We start from the raw sequence: 20,931 nt of genomic DNA, 5'->3' as shown, positions 1-20,931 counted from the left end.
GTCATTCTCCGTCGGCGCCGCGGCGGATGCGCTCAGACGCCGACGGCGTGGAATCCCCCGTCGACGTGCACGATCTCGCCGGTGGTGGCGGGGAACCAGTCCGACAGCAGCGCGACGACCGCCTTGCCGGCGGGCTCGGTGTCGGTGACCGACCAGCCCAGCGGCGCGCGCCCCTCCCACGCCTCCTCGAACTGCTTCGAGCCGGGGATCGACTTCATCGCCATGCTGCGCAGCGGCCCGGCGGCCACCAGGTTGACGCGCACGCCCTCGGGGCCGAGCTCGCGGGCGAGGTAGCGGGAGGTGGACTCCAGGGCGGCCTTGGCCGCGCCCATCCAGCCGTAGACCGGCCAGGCCACCGACGCGTCGAAGGTCAGCCCGACCACCGAGGACTTCTCGCCGAACAGCGGCCGGCACGCCTGGGTGAGGGAGGCCAGCGACCAGGTGGACACCTGGAAGGCGGTCGCGGCGTGCTCCCACGCGACCTCGGGGAAGCCGTCGCCCATGGCCTCCTGCGGAGCGAAGCCGATGGAGTGGACGACGCCGTCGAGGCTGTCGAAGCCCTGCTCGCGCAGCCGGTCGGCCAGCGTGGCCAGGTGCTCGGGGTCGGTGACGTCCAGCTCGATCACCGGTGGCTCCTGCGGCAGCCGCTTGGCGATCCGGCGGCACAGCGACAGCGTCCGGCCGTAGTTGGAGAGGACGACCGTGGCGCCCTGATCCTGCGCGATGCGTGCCGTGGCGAACGCGATCGACGCCTCGGTGAGGACCCCGGTGACCAGGATCTTCTTCCCCGCCAGCAGACCCGTGCCGCTCATCAGTGCCCCATCCCCAGTCCGCCGTCGACCGGGACGACCGCCCCGGTGATGTAGCCGGCGTGCTCGCCGGCCAGGAAGGCCACGACCCCTGCGACCTCCTCCGCCGAGGCGTACCGCCCCAGCGGGACCTGGCCGATGATCTCCTGCTGCCGCTTCTCGGGCAGCGACGCGGTCATGTCGGTCTCGACGAAGCCCGGCGCCACCACGTTGGCCGTGATCCCCCGGCCGCCCAGCTCGCGCGCGAGGGAGCGGGCCAGGCCGACCAGCCCGGACTTGCTCGCCGCGTAGTTGACCTGCCCGGCCGAGCCGAGCAGCCCGACCACCGAGGAGACGAACACCATCCGGCCCGCGCGGGCACGCACCATCTTCGGGGCGGCGCGCTTGGCGACCCGGAAGGCGGCGGTCAGGTTGGCGTCGACGACGTCGGTGAAGTCGGCCTCCTTCATCCGCATCAGCAACCCGTCGCGCGTGATGCCCGCGTTGCTGACCAGGACCTCCACCGGGCCCTGGTGCTCCTCGACCTCGGTGAAGGCGCGGTCGACGGCCTCGGTGTCGGTGACGTCGCAGGTCACCCCGAAGAGCCCGTCGGGTGCGCCGCTGCCGCGGTGGGTCACCGCCACCGAGTCGCCCTGCTCGGCGAACGCGCGGGCGATGGCCAGGCCGATCCCCCGGTTGCCGCCGGTCACCAGCACCGACCTGCCCACAGTCACTCCCCTGCGCCGACCGTCCCCGTCTCCGCTGGAGAACCTAGTGCCCGGGCCCGGGCGACCGGGGCGGCGGGCACGGCAGACTGGGGCGGTGAGCCTCTCCGACCTGCGCACCGCCCGGGGCGTCGTGCGGCTGCTCAACAGCGGCTCGGGCGGCGTGCTGTGCCTGGCCGGGGAGGTCGACGTCGCCGCGGTCAGCGACTTCGTCCGCCGCTACGGGCGCGAGCCGGCGCGGGTGACCGCGATCGACGCGGGGTCGGTGACCGCGCTCTCGCCGTCCGGGCTGGAGATCCTGCTCGACCACCTGGAGGCGGCCCGGCGCAGCGGCGCCCCGGCGGACCTGCGCACCTCCCCGGCGGTGACGCGCGGCCTGGCCGCGGCCGGTGTCCTCAGGGAGTGGTGGCCGCGCGGTGACGCTGCTTGTGCACCCAGCCGATGAGGCAGTACAGCGCGGCGTGCCCCTCCGCGGAGGCGTAGCCCTGCTCGACCCGGCAGGCCTCGATGAGCGCAGCGCTGTCGGCCGTTCCCGTGCGGGCGAACCGCTCGAGCACCTGACCCGACGGCGTGGTGCTGCGGAACATGTCCGCGATGCCCAGGGCGACGCGATCGGAGACCGCGGTGGTGACCGACGGGCGGCCCGTGGTGCTGCGGTGGTCGAGGACGTCGGCGACCTCGCCCATCACGGTCAGCGCGCTGGCCGGGCTCACGGCCCTGTTCCGGACGATCACGGTGCTCCCCCGTTCCCTGCTGGCGGCTCGGCGACGACGCCGCGCCTGCCTCCTCGCATCGGCGGCCGGCTCCCGCTCCCGTAGCCAGGGCGGGCCCGCACCGCTCCCAGGGGTGAGGCCCGTCCGCGTGGGGGTGACCGAGGTCACCGCGCGCACGGCCGGCGTCGGCGGGGCGTCCGGTCGGCCGGCTCGCCCGTCACGCCTGTCACCTCGGGCATCGCAGCGTCCCCGCCGTGCGCACGGGCAACATGTGACGAAGCGGTCCGCTTCCTCTCGTCCGCACTGTCCTGCCCTGTGACGGGTCGGTCCCCTTACGTTGAGTGCCAGCACGGACGCGCACCGTCGCCGGATCACCGAACCGGTCGAGCGCCCCCCGTGGCCCGCCACCGAGAGGACCTCCCGTGACCCTGCCCCAGCGCTCCCCCGCTCCCCTCCTCGCCCGTCCGGCCGCCTACGGCCAGCGCCCCGTCGCCCGCCCCGCCGCGGGCTGGCCGCAGCAGGGGGGACGCCTCGTGCCGGCCGGCGCCCGCCCGCAGCAGGGCGTCGCCCCGATGGTCCAGCGGCCGGCTCCGCGCCCCGCCGTCTCGTTCCTCACCGTCGCCGAGGTCGCGGCGATCATGCGCGTCTCGAAGATGACGGTGTACCGGCTCGTGCACGGCGGCGAGATGGCCGCCGTCCGCGTGGGCCGCTCCTTCCGGGTCCCCGAGACCGCCGTCCGCGAGTACCTGGCCGACGCCCGCACCGACGTCGCCTGACGCGGTTCGGCACCTCCCCGCAGCCACCCGCGGCGGGATGCCATGACGCGCATCACGCCGCGCCCGCGCGCCGCAGCGGCCAGACTCTTGCCCCCGCCGGTGGCGCCCCGGCACAGTGCGGGGGCCGCGATCCGGCGCGGGCCGACGAGCGGGCAGGGATGACAGAGCACGAGACACGAATGACCCCGCACACCGCCCCCCGCAACTCGCTCGCCGGACTCGGCTTCACCGATCCCGACGGGCGCTCCCGGGGCGAGAGCCTGGGCGAGCGGTTGCTCGGCTCGCTGCTCGACCGCGCGCACCTCATGCCGCCCCGGCTGGTGGGTCCCCTCGTCGCCCAGGAGATCGCCGAGATGGGCGGCCGGGACGTCACGATCTACCTGCAGGACTTCGAGCACGCCGTCCTCCGCCCGCTGGCCGGCCGCGGCCTGGTCGGCGAGCCGGCGGACATCGCCACCACCCCGGCCGGACAGGCGTTCCGCACCGATCACCGCTGCGAGGTGCCGCAACCCGACGGCTCCGTGCGGCTGTACGTCCCGATGCTCGACGGCTCCGACCGCGTCGGCGTCCTGGCGCTGACCCTCCCGGAGGTCGACGACAACGACCGCCGGCTGGCCCAGCGGCTGGCCGGTCTCACCGCGGACCTCATCGTCACGAAGTCCGGGTACACCGACACCTTCGCGCGGACGCGGATGTCGGCCCCGATGAGCCTGTCCGCCCACTTGCAGTGGCAGATGCTGCCGCCGCTGGTGATGACGACCCCGGACATCGCCCTCGCCGGCGCGCTGGAGCCCGCCTACGACGTCGGCGGCGACAGCTTCGACTACTCCCTCGACGAGAACACCCTGCACCTGGCCGTGTTCGACGCCATGGGGCACGGCGTCGAGGCCGCCACCATGGCGACCCTGCTCATCGCCGCCTACCGGCACGGCCGGCTCAGCGGCAGCGACCTCCCCGACATCTACGTCGAGATGGACTCGGTCATGGCCGGCTCGTTCCCCGGGCGCTTCGCCACGGCGCTCATCGGGCGGCTGGACACGACGACCGGCCGGCTGAGCTGGATCAACGCCGGCCACCCCGCGGGCCTGGTGATCCGCGGCGGCCGGGTGATCCAGGAACTGGCCGGGCCGGTATCCCGCCCGGTGGGCCTGAGCGACGCCGTCCCGGCCCTGCACTCCGCCCAGCTCGAGCCCGGGGACCGGATCCTGTTCTTCACCGACGGCGTGGTCGAGGAACGGCTGCCCGACGGCGCCCAGTTCGGCGAGCAGCGGCTGCGCGAGTTCATCGAGGACAACGCCCTGCACCAGTTGCCGCCGGCCGAGACGGTCCGGCTGCTCTCGCACGCGCTGCTCCGCGGCCGCGGCGGCCGCACCACCGACGACGCGTCGCTGCTGATGGTCGAGTGGAACGGGCCGCCGCGGGACGACGAGCTCGCCCGCGGCCTGGCCGGCGCGGTGCCGGCCGGCACGGTCCTGGCCTGAGCCGGGAGCCCTCCGGCTCCGGGCAGGACGTCCTGAGGACCCCGCCCACCGCTCCACCCGGGCCGCGCGGGGACCGAGGACCTGCGGTCGAGGCATGCGTGCCGTGCAGATCACCGAGTTCGGTGGCCCCGAGGTCCTGAACGTCGTCGACCTGCCCGACCCGGTCCCCGACTGCGAGCAGCTGTTCGACGTCGCCACCGCCGAGGGCGCGCGGTCCGGCCCTGCTCCGGCCGGCGAGGACGAGCTGGGGCCTCGGGGTCAGGCGCTCGACAGGAACGCCGTCCCGAACTGGACACGGTGCGCCGCCTCCGGGCGAGACGGCGCCGGACCGGCACGACGGCCGGTAGCCTCCGAGGCGCCATGACCCGCAGCCCTCGCCGGATCGGCGCGCTCGTCGCGGTGGGGGTCCTCGCGATCACGGCGGTCCTCGCGTGGCTCGCCTGGCGGGTCGAGGCCGATGCCAACGAGAACCTGCTCGACCGGCAGGTGGAGCAGGCCGCGAGCGTGCTCCGTGGCGGCGTCTCCCTCCTCCAGGTGCAGCTCGTCGACGCCGGACAGGTAGCGATGGCGACCGATGCCGCGACCGAGCCCTTCGAGCGGTTCGCGGCCGGCCGGATCAGCCCGGCCGGGACGTTCGCCTCCCTGTCCCTGCTGCGGACGGGCGATGGGCCGGCGGAGCTGCTGGCCACAGCGGGCGAGGAACCACGGCTGCCCGACGGCGGCCTGGAGTCGTCCTTCTTCACCGGGCTGATGCCGGACGCCCAGCTGGCCGTGGCCGGGATCCTGCCCGGTGACACGGATCGGCTGGCGGTCGCTGTGATGCCGCGGGACGGGGCGGGGCTGGTGGTCTACGCCGAGTCCGTCGTGTCGCCGGAACCTCAGCCGACGGACCCGGACGACGCCGCGTTCGGCGGGCTGGACTTCGCCGTCTACCTGGGCCGGACCACGGTGGCGGACCAGCTGCTGCTCTCCACCGCCCCAGCGCCGATCGGCGGACAGACCCAGACGGCCACCTTGCCGTTCGGCGACACCGTGCTCACCGTCGTCGGGGCTGCGCCGGAGCCACTGACCAGTCCGCTGTCCACCGCACTGCCCTGGATCGTGCTCGGGGCAGGGAGCGCGCTGGCCGTGGCCGGCGCCGCCGGCGTCACGGCGTTGTCCCGGCGGCAGGCGGTCGCCGAGCGGCTCGCGGCGGACAACGAGCGGCTCTATCAGCAGCAGCGCTCCATCGCCGGCACCCTGCAGCACGCGATGCTGCCCGAGGTACCGCGCATGGACGGGCTGGAGATCGCCGCCCGCTACGTCGCGGGCGTCGACGAGCTCGACGTCGGCGGAGACTGGTTCGACCTGATCCCTCGCGGGCCCGGATGCTGCGTGTTCGTCGTGGGCGACATCTCCGGCCGCGGGCTGCCGGCGGCCACCACGATGGCCTCGCTGCGGTTCGCCGTCCGCGCCTACCTCGCCCAGGGCGACGACATCGCCACGGTGGTCGCCAAGCTGCATCGGCTGCTGGACGTGAACACGGATCACCAGTTCGCCACGGTGCTCATCGGGGAGCTCGACTCGCACGCCGGCCGGCTGCGACTGGTCTGTGCCGGGCACTTCCCTCCGCTGCTGGTCACCGGCGGCCGCGCCCGGACACTCGACTGCCCGGTAGCGCCACCGGTCGGCGTGGAGACGCCCGCTCCGCCGGCGGCCACCGAACTGGCGTTGCCGCCCGCGGGCACGCTGCTGGCGTTCACCGACGGACTGATCGAGCGCCGCGGCGAGGACATCGACACCGGGCTGGCCCGACTGCACGACGCCGTGGTGTCCGCGGACGGAGCGCCACTGGACGGGATCGTCGACCAGGTGATGCGGACACTCACCGCCGACGGCGCGACGGACGACACCGTCCTCCTCGCGCTGCGCTGGACGACGTCGCGCGCCGACGCCCCGGAGTCCTGGACGACGCCGGCCGGGAAGCGCTGCGACGTCAAGACGGCCGGCGGGGCCACCAGCAGTGGCAGCGGCGACAGCGAGGGGGCGGGAACGGCGAACCTCACCGGGGGCCAAGCCCTGACCTGACCTCCAGCGAGCCGTGCAGATCACCGAGTTCGGTGGACCCGAGGTCCTGAACGTCGTCGACCTGCCCGACCCGGTGCCCGGGGACGGCCAGCAGCTCGTCGACGGTTCGGCCGCCGGCGTCAATGTCGCAGACACCCACCACCGGTTGTCTCGCAACTGACCTGAGACACCTCGCGTGCGCGACGCAGCCCGCGCGCATCCCCGTCGCTGCCACGACGTGCTGGTCGGCGATGCGGTCACTGGCTCCCCCGCGATCAGGCCAGTGGAACGGCGCTCGTCCGAACGACCTCGAGCAGACGGTCACACGCACCCGCCGGGCAGACTCCGCGGGACGAGCCCCGACGACGTGCGGGGCAGGGCAAGCTGACCCCGTGCAGCACATCGGGATCGACCTCGCCTGGGGGCTCAAGCAACCCACCGGCCTCGCCGTGCTGGACGACGACGGCCGGCTGGTGCACGTCAGCGCGGTGCGCACCGACGAGCAGATCGAGACCGCGCTGGCCCCGTTCACCGCCGGCCCGTGCATCGTGGCGATCGACGCCCCGCTGGTGGTCACCAACGCCACCGGGAACCGGGCCGCCGAACGGGCGCTGAACGCCGACTTCGCGAGGTTCCAGGCCGGAGCGCACCCCACGAACACCGGCAAACCGGAGTTCACCGACGGCGACACCCGCGGAGGGCGGATCGGCCGGCGCCTACGGCTGGACCTCGACCCCCGCTCGGGCCGCGACCGCCGGGCGATCGAGGTCTACCCGCATGCGGCGACGGTGGCGCTGTTCCGGCTGGGCCGCACGCTGAAGTACAAGAACAAGCCGGGCCGGGTGCTCGAGCAGATGCGCACGGAGCTGCTGCTGCTCATCGACCTCCTCGGCGCGGTGGTCGAGCTCGACCTCGGTGCACCGTTCGCCGCGCTGCGCCAGCAGGTGCAGGCCGCCACCCGCAAGAGCGAGCTACGAGTGGCGGAGGACCAGGTCGACGCCGTCGTGTGCGCCTACGTGGGATGGATCGCCGTCCGGCGCCCGGGCGAGGTGACCGTCTACGGCGACGCGGCCGGCGGTGCCATCGTGACCCCGACCCTGCCGCCGGACCTGGAGCCCGGCCCCCGGGTGACCGCTCCCCCGCCCGACCCGGTGCAGCAGGCCATCCAGGCGTTCGCCGACGGCCGGCCCGAGACCCTGGTCGCCGGGGCGCGGGCGCTCGCGCTCGTCACCGAGGTGCTCGACGACGCCGGGATCAACTACCTGTCGGTGACCGGGCGGACCAAGACCATCGCCTCGTTCGCGGAGAAGGCGGCTCGCGAGGTCGACGGCGTGCCTGTCTATCCAGACCCGGCGCGGGAGATCACCGACCAGATCGGCGTGCGGGTGATCACCTACGTGCAGAGCGACGTGGAGGCGGTCGCCGAGCTGCTCGCTGCGCAGGTGCGGGTGATCGACGACCGCGACATGGGGCGGCGGACCGCGCAGCAGGGCCGGTTCGGTTACTCCAGCCGGCACCTGCTGATCGGCGTGGACCCGGGTCGGGCGGCCGAGCTGCCGGAGCTGGCCGGACGCGTGGTGCAGGTGCAGGTGCGCACTGTGCTGCAGCATGCCTGGGCCGAGTTCGAGCACGACATCCGCTACAAGGGCACGGTGCCGGACGAGCACGCCTCCGAGTTCGACCGCCGGTTCACTCTCGCCGCCGGGTTGCTGGAGCTGGCCGATCGGGAGTTCACCGCGATCCGCGAGCGCCTTCGGGCACCAGTTCCCGGCGACGAGACCGACGACACCGACTCCGACGACCCCCGGATCGCGCCCCGAGAGCTGGCTGCGTTCCTGGCCGGGCAGTACGCCGACGCCGGCTGGTCGCGCCCGGATCACTACACCTGGATCTCCGGCCTGCTGCTCGAACTGGGCGTGACCAGCCTGGTGGAGCTGGGCGAGGTGCTGCGCGGCGCCGACGACAGCGGCATCACCGCCCGGATGGACTACCGCTACCCCCCGGGTGCCGTGCGCCGGCTGGACGACACGCTGCTGGCAAGCTTCGGGCAGCGGTACGTGGACCTGCACGGCAACGCCGACCGGCGGACCGCGCTGGCCACCCGGCTGCAGCGGCTCGCCGGCGGCTGACCGGCGGGACCGGCCGGAACGACGTTCGCGCGTGACGAGGTCATGGCCTCACCCCCATTCCTCACCGGTGCCGGTCGACGCGACGCCAGATGGACGGCTGCCTGCCGGGATCGCTGCTGCCGCCTGTCCGCCCCGTCGGCGACCTCCAGCAGCGGCGCGCTTCCAGGCCTGGCCGGATGTCGACGTCGCGGTGGGGCTCGGCTCGTGTCGCCCTGACCCGGAGCGGCTGAACGCCCGCCGTTCGTCGTCACCCTGCACGGTGTTCGGCCAGCACACTCCTCGGACCGGACGCGCTCGAAGCCCGTGATCGTGGGCCCCAGCCCAGATCGTCGACGGCGCCGCCGACCGCCCGGCAAGCGGCCCGATGGGGCTGGCGAGCGACCGCCGGTCCGACGTCCGCGGTCCCCCGACCGCGAGCACAGCAGTTCCGCGCCGCGTACCGGGGGAACGAGCCGTGCGGACAACGGCCCGGGTCCGGCAGGTGGACGCGGCGGGGGTGCGCCGGGTCGCGCCGCCAGCCCGCCGGCAGGTCCTCGTCGATCTCGCGCGGCACGGGGATGGGTGGCGTGTGCTGCCGCCCGGCGTCGTAGAGGACGAAACGGGCGCCTTCCCGGGGCCGATGCAGTGTCGACATCGTCATGACGCACTCCCGGCGAGATCCGACACCTCGGGCGCGCGCCCATGGCGGGAGCAACCGTGCAGCAGTGGTCGCGTCGGTGGCATGTATCGAACATACGTTCGACGTACGACGGTTGCCACCGCACATGGGGCGCGAACCATACGTCGACGAGGAACTGCAGTGCGCTCGCCGTGGCGAGAGGACCCCTGGCCCGAGCGCCTCCGCAGAGGATCTGGGGCGGCGCTCGGCCGCGTACCGTCGCGCCGGCGTCGTCCCCTAGCGTCCTCTCCATGCGCGCAGTTCAGATCACCGAGTTCGGTGGACCCGAGGTCCTGAACGTCGTCGACCTGCCCGACCCCGTCCCCGGGGACGGCGAGCAGCTGTTCGACGTCGCCACCGCCGGCGTCAACTACGCCGACACCCACCAGGCCGAGAACTCCTACCTGGCGCCGCAGACCCTGCCGCTGATCCCGGGCGCCGAGTTCGTCGGCACCCCCGCCGGCGGGGGCCCGCGGGTGGTGGGCCTGCTCGACGGCGGCGGCTACGCCGAGCGGACGGCCACCCACCCGCGGCTTACCTGGCCGGTCCCCGACGGCGTCTCCGACGAGCAGGCGCTGGCCGTCGTCCTCCAGGGCGCGACCGCCTGGCACCTGCTGCGCACCAGCGCGCACCTGGCCGCCGGCGAGACCGTCGTCGTCATCGCGGGAGCGGGCGGCGTCGGCACGCTGGCCGTCCAGCTCGCCCGCCGCTGGGGCGCGGGGCGGATCATCGCCACCGCCTCGAGCCCCGAGAAGCGCGCGCTGACCCAGGAGCTCGGCGCCGACGCCACCGTCGACCCCGCGCTGGCCGACGACGACCCGAAGGCGTTCGCCGCCGCGCTGCGCGAGGCCAACGGCGGCAAGCCGGTCGACGTCGTCCTCGAGATGACCGGCGGCAACGTCTTCTCCGGCTCGCTGTCGGCCCTCGCTCCCTTCGGCCGGCTGGTCACCTACGGCATGGCCGCGCGGCAGGAGACCCCGGCCGTGCCCCCGGGCGCCCTGATGCAGCGCAGCCGCGCCGTCATCGGCTTCTGGCTGGCCCACTGCATGGCCCGACCCGAGATGATGGACGACGCCATGACCGAGCTCCTGCAGCTCGTCGAGGCCGGCGACCTGCGCCCGGTGATCGGCGGCCGCTACCCGCTGTCGGCCGTGCGCGAGGCCCACCAGGACATCCGCTCGCGCCGCACCACCGGCAAGCTGGTCCTCGACCCTCGTCGCTGAAACGCACCCGGCCGGTCACGTCGAGTGACCGGCCGGGGCGTCTGCGTGACCGGCGCCTCACCCGCGCGGCGGACCTTGCTCGCCTGAACGGGTGGAGAGTCCCCCGCTGACCGTGTGGGATCCCCACACTCGGTGACGGCCGCAGTTGGGGGACAGCGCCGTTTCCTCTCCGTGTGCGGTCAATCGATCGACACGGGGGGAATTCGTGTACCGACGCATGTCCGGATCCGGGCGGCTGGGGCCAAGGGCCGCCACGCTGGGGATCTCACTCGCACTCACCGCCGGCCTCGCCGGCTGCTCCTGGCCCGACGTCAGCATGAGCCCGGATCTCGGCGGCGACTCCGCGTCGTCCGCGGACCCTGCCGAGCCGGCCGCCGAGCGCACCGCCGCCGAGCCCACTGCCGCGACCACCGCCGCCGTGGTCGCCGGGGTCCCCGAGACGCCGGCCCGCCCGGCCGGTGACCTCGACAGCGGCTCGGTCACCCGGGTCCTGGCCGCGGGGGCCCAGACCGTCGTCATCGACTACTGGACCACCGACGACGCCACCACCTGGACGGCGACCGGCGACAAGACCATCCAGCTCGCCTCGCACGTCGAGGGCGGGGACGGCGAGACCGAGGTGCTGGTCACCCGCTTCGTGGTCACCGCCGACGACGGCACCACCCGCACGGTCGCCGTCGAGGACCGCGGCGAGTTCGCGCTCATGCCGCCGTTCAGCTACAGCACCGCGTTCACCGTGCCCGAGTCCGCCGCGTCGGCCGACGCGGTGACCCTCTACGTCCAGTTCGACCTGCTCGTCGAGACCGAGCCGGGTTCCTCGCGCTACTACCGCCAGACCGTGCTCGACACCCTCGAGCTGCCGCTCCTCCAGGAGGTCTCCCAGTGACCGAGCTCGTCGTCCACGGCATGCGGCGGGCCACCGACCGCGTCACCCTGCTCGCCCGCGGGGACTCCAACGTCCCCGACATCAGCTCGCTCGTGCCCGCCGAGTTCGGTGGCTCCGCCGCCGACGAGCAGCGCCGCACCGCGACGATCAGCTGCATCATCCCGGCGTACAACGAGGAGTCGACGATCGCCGACGTCCTCACCTCGCTGCTCGCGCAGACCCGTCCGCCGGACGCGATCCACGTGATCATCAACAACACCGACGACGACACCCCGGAGATCGCCCAGCAGTTCGCCGGCGAGCACTTCCGGGTCGTCAAGGGCGAGGCGTACCACACCGTCGTCCACATCCACGACATCGGCGAGAACCCGGACAAGAAGGTCGGCGCGCTCAACTTCGGCTACTTCGTCAGCCGCGGCTACGACTACATCCTCGGCGTCGACGGCGACACCACCCTCGACCGGCACTGCGTCGAGTGGCTGGAGAAGGAGATGGTCACCGACCCGCGGATCGGCGGGCTGTCGGCGATCTACACCTTCGACAAGACCAAGGTGAAGGGCGCCATGGCGAAGTTCCTCGTCGCCGGGCAGCGCGCCCAGTTCGCCGGCTTCAACATGGACAACCTCGTGCGCGGCCGGAACATGGCCGTGCTCGGCGGCCAGTGCAGCCTCTTCAGCGTCCGCGCGCTGGAGATGGTCATGTACCGCAACCACCAGACCGCCCCGTGGGTGCGCGACTCCGAGGTCGAGGACTCCAAGCTCTCGCTGCAGATCAAGGACGCCGGCTTCAACACGAAGATCAGCGCCCGGGCCCGTGCCTTCGTGGGGCCGATGACCACCCTGCGGGCCCTGCACGGCCAGCAGGTGAAGTGGAACTTCGGCGGCATCGACCTGCTCTGGCCCGGCCAGCGCGGCGACACCAAGGGCCAGCCGCTGCACCCGAACCTGCGGCTGCGCTGGTACGAGAACATCTCGATGGTCTTCAACATCGGCACCCGCATGTCGTTCCTGCTGCTGCTGGCGGCCGCGATGTCGATCGACGCCTTCGTGTTCAACCCGATCTGGCTGATCCCGCCGGCGGTGGCCACGCTGCTGAACCTGCGGATCGCGCTCGCCATGCACGACAAGAGCGCCTCGGACCTGCTCTACGCGTTCCTGTTCGCCCCGGCCGAGTTCTACATGTGGATCCGGATGGGGCACTTCGTCAGCGCGTGGGTGCAGTTCCTGTCGCGGTCGGAGAAGGACAACTGGGCCGCCCAGGCCGCGGCGGAGAAGGGCCGGGGCTCGGCGTACGTCATGCCCGCGGTCTGCGCCGTCGTCACGTTCTGCGTGCTCATCTACGCGTGGGGCCAGCAGAGCGTCGACGTCCAGTCCGCGATCCTGTCGATCGGCTGGCCGGTGCTCTACCTGGTCACCGTGCTGCAGACGGTCTTCATGATCAAGAAGCTGCTCCGGCGCCAGAAGGGCTTCTCGGTCTGACGAAGGACCCCCTCGCCCCCCACCACTCACGCGCTCGCGGTGGGACCCTGAGAGGGGGCAGGGGGGCCCGCGGACGAGTTCGTCCGCGGGCCCCCCTGTCGTTCACAGGAGGCGGCTGGTGAAGAGCAGGCTCATCACGGCGCCGAGCATCGCCAGCAGCACGCCGCCGCGGACGAACCAGTAGCTGACGTCCTGCGGCTCGGTCGTGTAGCCGATCTGGCTGCCGAGGTCGGAGTAGACCTCCTCCAGCTCCTCGGCGCTGGCGGCCTCGCTGTAGCTGCCGCCGGTCTCCTCGGCGATCTCCTCCAGCGCCGCGCGGTCGACCGGCACCGGCACGGACTCGCCCTCGATCTCGACGCTGCCGTAGTCGGTGCCGAACGCGATCGTGGAGACCGGCACGGCGGCGTCGACGGCGGAGTCGATCGCCTGCGTGGTGCTCCGGCCGACGGTGTTGGAGCCGTCGGACAGCAGCACCACCCGCGCCGGCACCTCCTCCTCGGTCTCCCCCAGCGCCGACTGGAAGTTCGCGATCGCCTGCAGCGAGGTGAACACCGCCTCGCCGATCGCGGTGGCCTCCGCCAGCTCCAGGTTGTCGATCGCCGCGCGCACCTGGCCCCGGTCGGTGGTCGGCGTGACCAGCGTCGTCGCGGTGCCGGAGAACGCCACCAGGCCGAGGTTGATCTCCTCGGGCAGGACGTCGACGAACTCCTTCGCCGCCACCTGCATCGCCTCGAACCGGGTGGGCTCGATGTCGGTGGCCTCCATCGACATCGACACGTCGACGGCCATCACGACGGTCGCCCGCTCCCGCGGCACCCGCACCTCGGTGCTGGGCTTCGCGAGGGAGACGATCAGCACGCCCAGGGCCAGGGCCACCATCGCGAACGCGACGTGCCGCTTCCAGCCGGGCCGCTTGGGCACCAGGGTGCCCAGCAGCGCCACGTTGGTGAAGCGGGCGGCGTACTTCTTGCGGCGGAACTGGAGGACGACGTACAGCGCCACCAGCGCCGCCACCGCCAGCAGCCCGAGCAGCCACGCCGGGGACTGCAACGTCATCGGGATGCCCCTCCACTGCCGGCCCGTCGCCGGTCGGCGACGAACCTGACTACGTCCATGAGCCAGTCGCGGTCGGTCCGCAGCTGCAGGTGCCCGGCGCCGGCGCGGCGCAGCGCCCGCGCGATCGTCCGGCGCTCAGCGGCGGCGCCGGCGGCGAACCGGGCGCGGAACTCCGCGTCGCCGGTGGGCACCTCCAGGGTCTCCCCCGTCTCCGGGTCGACGACGGTCAGCAGCCCCACGTCGGGCAGCTCCAGCTCTCGGGGGTCGACGACCTCGATGGCCAGCAGCTCGTGGCGGGCCGAGAGGAGCCGGAACGGGCGCTCCCAGTCGCTGTCGCCGAGGAAGTCGGAGACGACCACCACCAGGCCGCGCCGGCGGGGTGGCCGGCGCAGCGTCTCCAGCGCGGCGGCGAGGTCGCCGCGGCGTCCCCCCTCGGCCCGCGGGGTCGCCACGACCGAGCGCAGCAGCCGGTCGGCGGCCAGCCGGCCGGAGGCGGCCGGGTAGCGGTCGATCCGCTCACCGGTGGTGACGATCGCGCCGAGCCGGTTGCCCCCGCGCACGGTGAGGTGGCTGACGGCCGCGAGGCCGGCGATCGCGAGGTCGCGCTTCTGGCAGTTCGCGGTGCCGAAGTCCAGGCTGGCGGAGAGGTCCACCACCGCCCAGGTCTCCAGCTCGCGGTCGGCGATGGTCTCCCGGACGTGCGGCACCAGGGTGCGCGCCGTCACGTGCCAGTCCATCCGGCGGACGTCGTCGCCGGGGTGGTAGGTCCGCGAGTCACCGGCCTCGGTGCCCGAGCCCGGCACCAGCCCGTGGTGGTCGCCCTGCAGCAGCCCGTCCAGGCGCCGCCGGATGGTCAGCTCCAGCCGCTGCAGGAGCACGTCGGCCGGCCCCTCCGCGAAGTTGGGCGGGGCGCCGTCGCCCCGGCCCGGGTCCACCCCGGACCCCGGCGTCGGGGCACGCCAGGCCTCCGCCGCCGGTACCGCGGCGTCGTCCGGGACCGGGTCGGTACCTTCCTCGCCGGCCTCGACCGGCGCCTCGTCGCGGGGCGCCTCGGGAGCGTCCTGACCGGGCGGCGCCGCCGCGGCCGCCCTGCGCCGCAGCCTCACGCCGACTGCGGCCCGCGCCCGTAGCCGTTGGCGCCCGGCACCTGCGGAGTACCCGGGCTCCCGGGGGCGCCGAGCCCGCCCGGGCCCTGGGCGGCGGGTACCTGCGGCCGCGGCGGCTGGCCGGGTGCGTAGGCCTGGCCGGGCGGGCCGAACTGCGGCTGCTGGCCGGCCGGACCGAACTGGGGGGCCTGACCGCCGAAGCCGGGCACCGCGGGGCCGCCGGGCGCCGAGGGCCCGAACCCGCCGGAGCGCTGCCGCGGGGTCACCTGCGGCAGCGGCACGGTCTGCAGGATCCGCTTCACCACGTGATCGGCGGGCACGCCGTCGGCCAGCGCGTCGTAGGAGAGCACCAGCCGGTGGCGCAGCACGTCGGCGGTGATGTCCAGGACGTCCTGCGGCAGGACGTAGTCGCGGCCGCGGATCAGCGCCAGCGCGCGGCTGGCGGCGATGAGGCCGAGGGAGGCGCGCGGGCTGGCGCCGTAGGAGACCCAGGAGGCGACGTCGTCCATGCCGTGCTCGCGCGGGGCGCGGGTGGCGACCACCAGGCGGACGACGTAGTCGACCAGCGCGTGGTGCACGAACACCTGCGACGCGGTGCGCTGCATGCGGCGCAGGTCGTCGGGGCCCAGCACCGTCTCGGCCACCGGCGGGGTCGACCCCATCCGGTAGATGATCTCCCGCTCCTCCTCCGGGGTCGGGTAGTCGACCAGCACCTTCATGAGGAAGCGGTCGCGCTGCGCCTCGGGGAGCGGGTAGACGCCCTCGGACTCGATCGGGTTCTGCGTGGCCAGCACGAGGAACGGGTCGGGCAGCGGGTGGGTGACCCCGCCGATCGAGACCTGGCGCTCGGCCATGACCTCCAGCAGCGCCGACTGCACCTTCGCGGGCGCGCGGTTGATCTCGTCGGTCAGCACGAAGTTCGCGAACACCGGGCCGAGCTCGGTGTCGAACGAATCGCGCCCCGACTTGTAGATCCGGGTGCCGATGATGTCGGCGGGCACGAGGTCGGGCGTGAACTGCAGCCGGGCGAACCTGCCGCCGACGACCGTCGCCAGCGTCTCGACCGCGAGGGTCTTGGCGACGCCGGGCACCCCCTCGAGGAGCACGTGCCCGCGGGCCAGCAGGGAGACGAGCATCCGCTCCACCAGCCGGTCCTGGCCGACGATGACCCGCTTGATCTCGAAGAGCACGCGCTCGAGACGGGCGGCGTCGGCCGCGGGCGGCACGGGCTGCCCTCCGGTGGAGGCGGCGACCGTGGCGCCCTGGGGGAGGTCGGAGGAGGTGCTGGCGGCCTGGCTCACGCAGCCACCTCGCCGGCGCTCTGCGGCGACGTCCGTCCGACTGCTGCGTTCCCTGGTTCGCTCGCGAGCTCGCTCACGTCGCTCCCTGCTCGTGCCGGATGCCGGCCTCGCGGAGGCCGGCGACGGGGCGGCGTGCCCGTCCCCGGCCCAGTGTCCTACACCGGGGGGTGAACCGGTCGCCGACAGCCGCGACACGACACGACACGGCCGTTCCCCTGCCCGTCGGGCGGGAGGGCTGCTAACCTCGCCGGTGCGTCGGGCAGCTCCCCCCGTGGCTGCCCGACGCCTCAACGCCCAGGGCCCCCGCGCATCGCGCAGGGGCCCTGTTCCGTGGGATCGCCTATCCGGTCGGGCGGACGGCGCCGAAGTACTGGCCCCACCACATGGTCGAGATCTTGACCTTCTGCCCGCTCTCCGGCGCCTGGACCACCTGGTTGCCGCCGATGTAGATGGCCACGTGGTAGATCGACTGATAGTTCGAGCCGGTCCCCCAGAACACCAGGTCACCGGGCTGCAGGTCGGCCCGGGCCACGGTCTGGTCGCGGAATCGGTAGAACTGGTCGCGGCTGGTCCGGGGAATGGAGACACCGGCCTGCGCGTAGGCGTACTGCGTCAGCGACGAGCAGTCGAAGCCGACGACGTCCGCGTCCTCGCCGATGCCGCGCCCGGGGCCGCTGGTGCTGCCCCCGCCGTAGGAGTAGTCGACGCCGATCTGGCTCCGCGCGGCGGTGATCGCACGCTGCACGGTGGAGGCCGACGGCGCGCCGACCGTCGTGGGCACGGGGGCGGGGGTGCCGCCCCCGGAGCCCCCACCGGAGCCGCCGCCGGAGCCGCCGCCGGAGCCGCCCGAGGAGGGCGCCGGGGTGCTGCTGGTCGGCGCGGCCGGGCCACTGCCGGTCTGCGGGGCGGGGCCACTGCCGGCCGGCGCGGCCGCACCGGCGCCGCCGGGGGACGGCGCGCTCGGCGCGGGACGGGCAGCCTGCTGCTGGGCGGAGAGCTGGCCGTACTCGGCCTCCGCGGCGGCAAGCTGCGTCTCGACGGCCGCGCGCTGCTCGCCGAGGGCCGCGGTCTGCGCGCGAGCGGCGCTCTCCTGTGCCTCGGCGCCGGCCAGCTGCGCGGCCGACTCCGCCTCGAGCGCCACGGCCTCCTCCGCCGCGACCGTCGCCTGCTGCTCGGCGGCGGTGGCCTGCTGCTCCAGCACGGTGAGCCGGCCGACGACGTCGACGCGGTGGGTGCCCGCGGCCTCGAGCAGGCTGGCGCGCTCGAGCATCTCGGCCGGGCCGCCGGCGCTCATCAGGGCGGTGATGCCGGGCGACGTGCTGCCCTGCATGTAGCTGCGACGGGCGAAGTCGGCCACGTCGGACCGGCCCTCGGACAGGGCGGCCTCCGCCTGCGCGACGGCCTCCTGGGCCGCGGCCTGCGCGGCCCGCGCGGCCTCCAGCGCGGCCTGGGTCTCGAGGTAGTCCTGCAGCGCGAGCTGGGCGTTCTGCCCGGCCTGAGCGGCGCCGGCCTCCGCGGCGGCGAGCTCGGCGCTCAGCCGGCCCACCTCGGCGGCGGCGGCGTCGCGCTCGGCCTGCGCCGCGGCGACGGCGGAGCCGCCGGGGGCGGCGCCGGCCACGCCGGGGGCGAGCCCCAGCACGACCAGCGCGGCGAGCCCCGTGCCCGCGGTCCGGGCCGCCCAGCGGGTGCGTCGGGTCGCTCGTCTGGTCGCGGATCCGGTGCTCACACCCGGGGCAACGGCGCCTCCCGGGCCCGCCTTGACCGCCGCCTCACCCTCCGGGGTGAGGCGGCGGTGATCGGCTCCCTCAGATGGAGCGGCCCGCGTCGACCCAGAAGCTCTCGCGCAGCTTGAACTTCTGGATCTTGCCCGTGGCCGTGCGGGCGAGCTCGTCGCGGAACTCCACCCGCTTGGGCACCTTGTAGCCGGCGAGCTTTCCGCGGCAGTGGGCGATGAGCCCGGCCTCGTCTGCCTGCTCGCCCTCGGCCAGCACCACGATCGCGGTGACCATCTCGCCCCACTTGTCGTCCGGGACGCCGATGACGGCGACCTCGGCGACCGCCGGATGGCTGAAGACGACGTCCTCGACCTCGATCGAGGAGACGTTCTCCCCGCCGGTGATGATCACGTCCTTCTTGCGGTCGGAGATGGTGAGGTAGCCGCCCTCGTCGACCGTGCCGCCGTCGCCGGTGTGGAACCAGCCGCCCTCGAGGGCCTCCCCCGTGGCGTCGGGGTTGTCCCAGTAGCCGGCGAGCACGGTGTTGCCCTGCGCGAGCACCTCGCCGGTCTCGCTGATCGCGAGGCGCGTGCCCAGCGCCGGCACCCCGGCGCGCGACAGCCGCCGGGCCCGCTCCTCCGGCTCCAGGTCGTCGAACTCGGCCCGCGGGCGGTTGACGGTGAGCAGCGGCGCCGTCTCGGTGAGGCCGTAGATCTGGTTGAACTCCCAGCCCAGCTCCGCCTCGATGCGGGCGATGGTCCGCGACGGCGGCGGCGCGCCGGCCACGATCACGCGCACCCGGTCGCGGCCGGGGATCTCGCCGTCCCACTGCTCGGCGGCGTCGAGCACGGAGTTCCACACCGCCGGCGCCCCGGACATCACGGTGACGCCGTGCTGCTCGACCCGGCGCAGGATCTCCGCGCCGTCGACCTTGCGCAGCACGACCTGCCGGGCGCCGACCCCGGCCATCGCGTACGGCAGCCCCCAGCCGTTGCAGTGGAACATCGGCAGCGTGTGCAGGTAGACGTCGCGGTCGCTGACCTGCATGTGCAGGCCGAAGGTGACGGCGTTGACCCACTCGTTGCGGTGGGTCATCTGCACGCCCTTGGGCCGCGCCGTCGTCCCGCTGGTGTAGTTGATCGTCGCCGTGGCGTCCTCGTCGGGCTCGGCCCAGGGAACGGGCTCGGTGTCGAAGCGGAGCAGCTGCTCGTACTCCTCGCCGATGATCAGCTTGTGCTCGGCCGGGACGCCCGAGAGCGCCGTCTCGAGCTCGGGGTCGACCATCAGCACCCGGGCACCGCAGTGCCCGACGATGTAGCGCACCTCCTCCTGCGACAGGCGGAAGTTGACCGGCACGGCCACCCGCCCGGACGACGGGACGGCGAGCAGCACCTCGAGCAGCCGCGCCGCGTTGTGGCTCACCACCGCGACCCGCTCGCCCGCGCCGACGCCGAGCGCGTCCAGGCCCGCCTGCAGGGCGCGGCCGCGCCGGGCCACCTCCCGCCAGGTCACGTCGCCGAGCGAGGGGGCGGGCTGGTCCGGCTCGTCCACGATGCCGATGCGGTCGCCGTAGACGAGCTCGGCGCGGTCGAGGAAGTCGCGGGTCGTCAGGGGCACGCGCATGGCGTCGACGGTAGTGCTCGACGGCCGCTGCGGCAGGGGTCGCGGACGCGGCCGTCAGGCGAGCAGCAGCCAGAGTGCCGCCGCGACGCCGCCGGTCGCCGTCAGCGCCCGGAGGGTGTCGACGTGCACCAGCCGGCGGTGGACGGCGACGTCCCAGCCGCGGTCCAGCCGCCGGTGCTGGGGCACCGCGCCCAGCGCGGTCAGCTCGAGGACGGCGGCCAGGCACGCCGCCGAGGCCAGCACCGGGAGCAGCGGCGTCCCCGCCGGCCGGTCCACGAGCAGCCACAGCGTGGTGACGGCCTGGCCGGCGAACAGGGGCCCCACCACCCGGGACACCCGCCGCTGGTGGGACCGCTCGTAGGCGGGGAACGCCTCGGGCGGCACGAGGGTCATCTGCGGGTAGACCAGGGCCCGCACCGTCCACTGGAACCCGGCGTAGGCGGCGGCCAGCGCCAGGTGCACGGCCAGCAGCGTCACGCCGCGAGCAGCCGGGGCAGCGCGGTGCCGATGGGCTCGCGGACGACGAGGTCCGCGAGGTCGTCGTAGGGCGTGGGCTCGGCGTTGACGATGGCCACCCGCGCGCCGGTCGCGGCCGCGACGTCGGTCAGGCCGGCGACCGGGTGCACGCCCAGCGAGGTGCCCACGGCGAGGAAGACGTCGCAGTCGGCCGCCGCCGTGACCGCCGCGTCGAGCACCGCGCCGTCCAGGGCCTGGCCGAAGCTGACGGTCGCCGTCTTGAGGATGCCGCCGCAGACCCGGCAGGCCGGATCGGGCTCGCCCGCGTCCACGCGAGCCAGCGTCTCCGCCGTCGTCGTCCGGTCGCCGCAGTCCAGGCACTCCACCCGGTGCACGGTGCCGTGCACCTCGAGCACGAGCCCGGGCGAGGAGCCGGCGGCCTGGTGCAGCCCGTCGACGTTCTGCGTGACCAGCGCACGCAGCCGGCCGGCCCGCTCCAGCCCGACGAGGGCGTGGTGGCCGGCGTTCGGCCGGACGTCGCCGATGCCCAGCTCGCGGCGCATGAGCCACGCCCGGCGGCGGATGTCGGCGTCGGCCACGTAGTAGGACAGCGTCACCAGCTTCTCGGCGTCCGGATCGCGCGTCCACACGCCGTCCGGGCCGCGGTAGTCGGGGATTCCGCTGTCGGTGGAGATGCCCGCGCCGGTCAGCACGGTGATCCGCCGGGCGTCGGTCAGCCAGTCGGGGACGGCGTCGGTCACGCCTCCACGG

At 74.2% G+C, this 20,931-nt stretch carries 20 protein-coding genes; 10 read left to right on the top strand and 10 right to left on the bottom strand.

All coding sequences use genetic code 11. From position 1 onward, the window contains the following. Positions 1-32: 32 nt before the first annotated feature. On the bottom strand, positions 33-812 hold the full coding sequence (gene fabI, locus BMY88_RS01400) for an enoyl-ACP reductase FabI (RefSeq protein WP_091939361.1): 780 nt from the start codon (positions 810-812) through the stop codon (positions 33-35). Continuing rightward, the gene (gene fabG, locus BMY88_RS01395) at positions 812-1,516 is read right to left on the bottom strand and encodes a beta-ketoacyl-ACP reductase (protein ID WP_091939359.1); all 705 of its coding nucleotides are present in this window, start codon (positions 1,514-1,516) and stop codon (positions 812-814) included. The genes fabI and fabG overlap by 1 nt, the downstream gene beginning before the upstream one ends. 94 nt (positions 1,517-1,610) lie before the next feature. Between fabG and BMY88_RS01390 the strand changes: the two genes are divergently transcribed. Further along, positions 1,611-1,958 (top strand): STAS domain-containing protein, encoded by a 348-nt coding sequence (locus BMY88_RS01390; protein WP_091939357.1) that lies wholly within the window; start codon positions 1,611-1,613, stop codon positions 1,956-1,958. Here the strand turns inward: BMY88_RS01390 and BMY88_RS01385 are convergent. Next, positions 1,909-2,226 carry a hypothetical protein gene (locus BMY88_RS01385; RefSeq protein ID WP_244524393.1) on the bottom strand — a complete coding sequence of 106 codons (318 nt, stop codon included), beginning with the start codon at positions 2,224-2,226 and terminating at the stop codon, positions 1,909-1,911. The genes BMY88_RS01390 and BMY88_RS01385 overlap by 50 nt on opposite strands. Positions 2,227-2,648: 422 nt before the next feature. On the opposite strand from BMY88_RS01385, the gene BMY88_RS24810 reads away from it, so the two are divergent. The 9 genes from BMY88_RS24810 to BMY88_RS01340 all read left to right on the top strand — a co-directional run bounded on the left by BMY88_RS24810 (position 2,649) and on the right by BMY88_RS01340 (position 12,903). Then, positions 2,649-3,002 (top strand): helix-turn-helix domain-containing protein, encoded by a 354-nt coding sequence (locus BMY88_RS24810; RefSeq protein ID WP_244524392.1) that lies wholly within the window; start codon positions 2,649-2,651, stop codon positions 3,000-3,002. Between the two features lie 179 nt (positions 3,003-3,181). Continuing rightward, positions 3,182-4,483 (top strand): PP2C family protein-serine/threonine phosphatase, encoded by a 1,302-nt coding sequence (locus tag BMY88_RS01375; RefSeq protein WP_091939353.1) that lies wholly within the window; start codon positions 3,182-3,184, stop codon positions 4,481-4,483. Positions 4,484-4,577: 94 nt separating this feature from the next. After that, positions 4,578-4,847, top strand: coding sequence for a hypothetical protein (locus BMY88_RS24055; protein ID WP_211435462.1), 270 nt, complete (start codon positions 4,578-4,580; stop codon positions 4,845-4,847). Further along, complete coding sequence (locus tag BMY88_RS01365) at positions 4,844-6,550, top strand: PP2C family protein-serine/threonine phosphatase (protein ID WP_091939351.1); 1,707 nt, start codon at positions 4,844-4,846, stop codon at positions 6,548-6,550. The genes BMY88_RS24055 and BMY88_RS01365 overlap by 4 nt, the downstream gene beginning before the upstream one ends. Positions 6,551-6,563: 13 nt before the next feature. Beyond that, the gene (locus BMY88_RS01360) at positions 6,564-6,710 is read left to right on the top strand and encodes a Zn-dependent oxidoreductase (RefSeq protein ID WP_091939349.1); all 147 of its coding nucleotides are present in this window, start codon (positions 6,564-6,566) and stop codon (positions 6,708-6,710) included. A gap of 211 nt (positions 6,711-6,921) precedes the next feature. Further along, a complete protein-coding gene (locus BMY88_RS01355; protein ID WP_091939347.1) occupies positions 6,922-8,658 on the top strand; it encodes a DUF429 domain-containing protein in 1,737 nt (578 codons plus the stop codon). 909 nt (positions 8,659-9,567) lie between these two features. Continuing rightward, positions 9,568-10,539: a quinone oxidoreductase family protein gene (locus BMY88_RS01350; protein WP_091939346.1), complete on the top strand. Its 972-nt coding sequence runs from the start codon at positions 9,568-9,570 to the stop codon at positions 10,537-10,539. 316 nt (positions 10,540-10,855) lie between these two features. Continuing rightward, the gene (locus BMY88_RS01345; RefSeq protein WP_091939344.1) at positions 10,856-11,425 is read left to right on the top strand and encodes a hypothetical protein; all 570 of its coding nucleotides are present in this window, start codon (positions 10,856-10,858) and stop codon (positions 11,423-11,425) included. Beyond that, positions 11,422-12,903, top strand: coding sequence for a glycosyltransferase family 2 protein (locus BMY88_RS01340; protein ID WP_091939342.1), 1,482 nt, complete (start codon positions 11,422-11,424; stop codon positions 12,901-12,903). Before BMY88_RS01345 ends, BMY88_RS01340 begins: the two co-directional genes overlap by 4 nt. Positions 12,904-13,005: 102 nt before the next feature. On the opposite strand, the gene BMY88_RS01335 is transcribed toward BMY88_RS01340, so the two are convergent. The 7 genes from BMY88_RS01335 to BMY88_RS01305 all read right to left on the bottom strand — a co-directional run bounded on the left by BMY88_RS01335 (position 13,006) and on the right by BMY88_RS01305 (position 20,921). Next, positions 13,006-13,959, bottom strand: coding sequence for a VWA domain-containing protein (locus tag BMY88_RS01335; protein ID WP_091939340.1), 954 nt, complete (start codon positions 13,957-13,959; stop codon positions 13,006-13,008). Next, a complete protein-coding gene (locus BMY88_RS01330) occupies positions 13,956-15,065 on the bottom strand; it encodes a DUF58 domain-containing protein (RefSeq protein ID WP_244524391.1) in 1,110 nt (369 codons plus the stop codon). Before BMY88_RS01330 ends, BMY88_RS01335 begins: the two co-directional genes overlap by 4 nt. After that, complete coding sequence (locus BMY88_RS24565) at positions 15,062-16,366, bottom strand: AAA family ATPase (RefSeq protein WP_280138673.1); 1,305 nt, start codon at positions 16,364-16,366, stop codon at positions 15,062-15,064. The genes BMY88_RS01330 and BMY88_RS24565 overlap by 4 nt, the downstream gene beginning before the upstream one ends. Positions 16,367-16,706: 340 nt before the next feature. Then, a complete protein-coding gene (locus BMY88_RS01320) occupies positions 16,707-18,092 on the bottom strand; it encodes a C40 family peptidase (protein WP_091939338.1) in 1,386 nt (461 codons plus the stop codon). A gap of 79 nt (positions 18,093-18,171) precedes the next feature. After that, a complete protein-coding gene (locus BMY88_RS01315) occupies positions 18,172-19,704 on the bottom strand; it encodes an AMP-binding protein (RefSeq protein WP_091939336.1) in 1,533 nt (510 codons plus the stop codon). A gap of 54 nt (positions 19,705-19,758) precedes the next feature. After that, positions 19,759-20,181, bottom strand: coding sequence for a DUF1772 domain-containing protein (locus tag BMY88_RS01310; protein WP_091939334.1), 423 nt, complete (start codon positions 20,179-20,181; stop codon positions 19,759-19,761). After that, a complete protein-coding gene (locus BMY88_RS01305; RefSeq protein ID WP_091939332.1) occupies positions 20,178-20,921 on the bottom strand; it encodes an SIR2 family NAD-dependent protein deacylase in 744 nt (247 codons plus the stop codon). Before BMY88_RS01305 ends, BMY88_RS01310 begins: the two co-directional genes overlap by 4 nt. Positions 20,922-20,931 lie beyond the last annotated feature (10 nt).

It is taken from the genome of Trujillonella endophytica (assembly GCF_900110555.1).
Taxonomy (GTDB): Bacteria; Actinomycetota; Actinomycetes; order Mycobacteriales; family Geodermatophilaceae; genus Trujillonella; species Trujillonella endophytica.
Note: the sequence above shows the minus strand (reverse complement) of the source record. Positions and strands in the feature narration are given on the sequence as shown.

Excerpts from the sequence above, each read along its gene's own strand:
- fabI (WP_091939361.1), bottom strand. The coding sequence starts at position 812 with ATGAGCGGCACGGGTCTGCTGGCGGGGAAGAAGATCCTGGTCACCGGG.
- BMY88_RS01375 (WP_091939353.1), top strand. The coding sequence starts at position 3,182 with ATGACCCCGCACACCGCCCCCCGCAACTCGCTCGCCGGACTCGGCTTC.
- BMY88_RS24055 (WP_211435462.1), top strand. The coding sequence starts at position 4,578 with ATGCGTGCCGTGCAGATCACCGAGTTCGGTGGCCCCGAGGTCCTGAAC.
- BMY88_RS01365 (WP_091939351.1), top strand. The coding sequence starts at position 4,844 with ATGACCCGCAGCCCTCGCCGGATCGGCGCGCTCGTCGCGGTGGGGGTC.
- BMY88_RS01350 (WP_091939346.1), top strand. The coding sequence starts at position 9,568 with ATGCGCGCAGTTCAGATCACCGAGTTCGGTGGACCCGAGGTCCTGAAC.
- BMY88_RS01345 (WP_091939344.1), top strand. The coding sequence starts at position 10,856 with ATGAGCCCGGATCTCGGCGGCGACTCCGCGTCGTCCGCGGACCCTGCC.
- BMY88_RS01335 (WP_091939340.1), bottom strand. The coding sequence starts at position 13,959 with ATGACGTTGCAGTCCCCGGCGTGGCTGCTCGGGCTGCTGGCGGTGGCG.
- BMY88_RS01315 (WP_091939336.1), bottom strand. The coding sequence starts at position 19,704 with ATGCGCGTGCCCCTGACGACCCGCGACTTCCTCGACCGCGCCGAGCTC.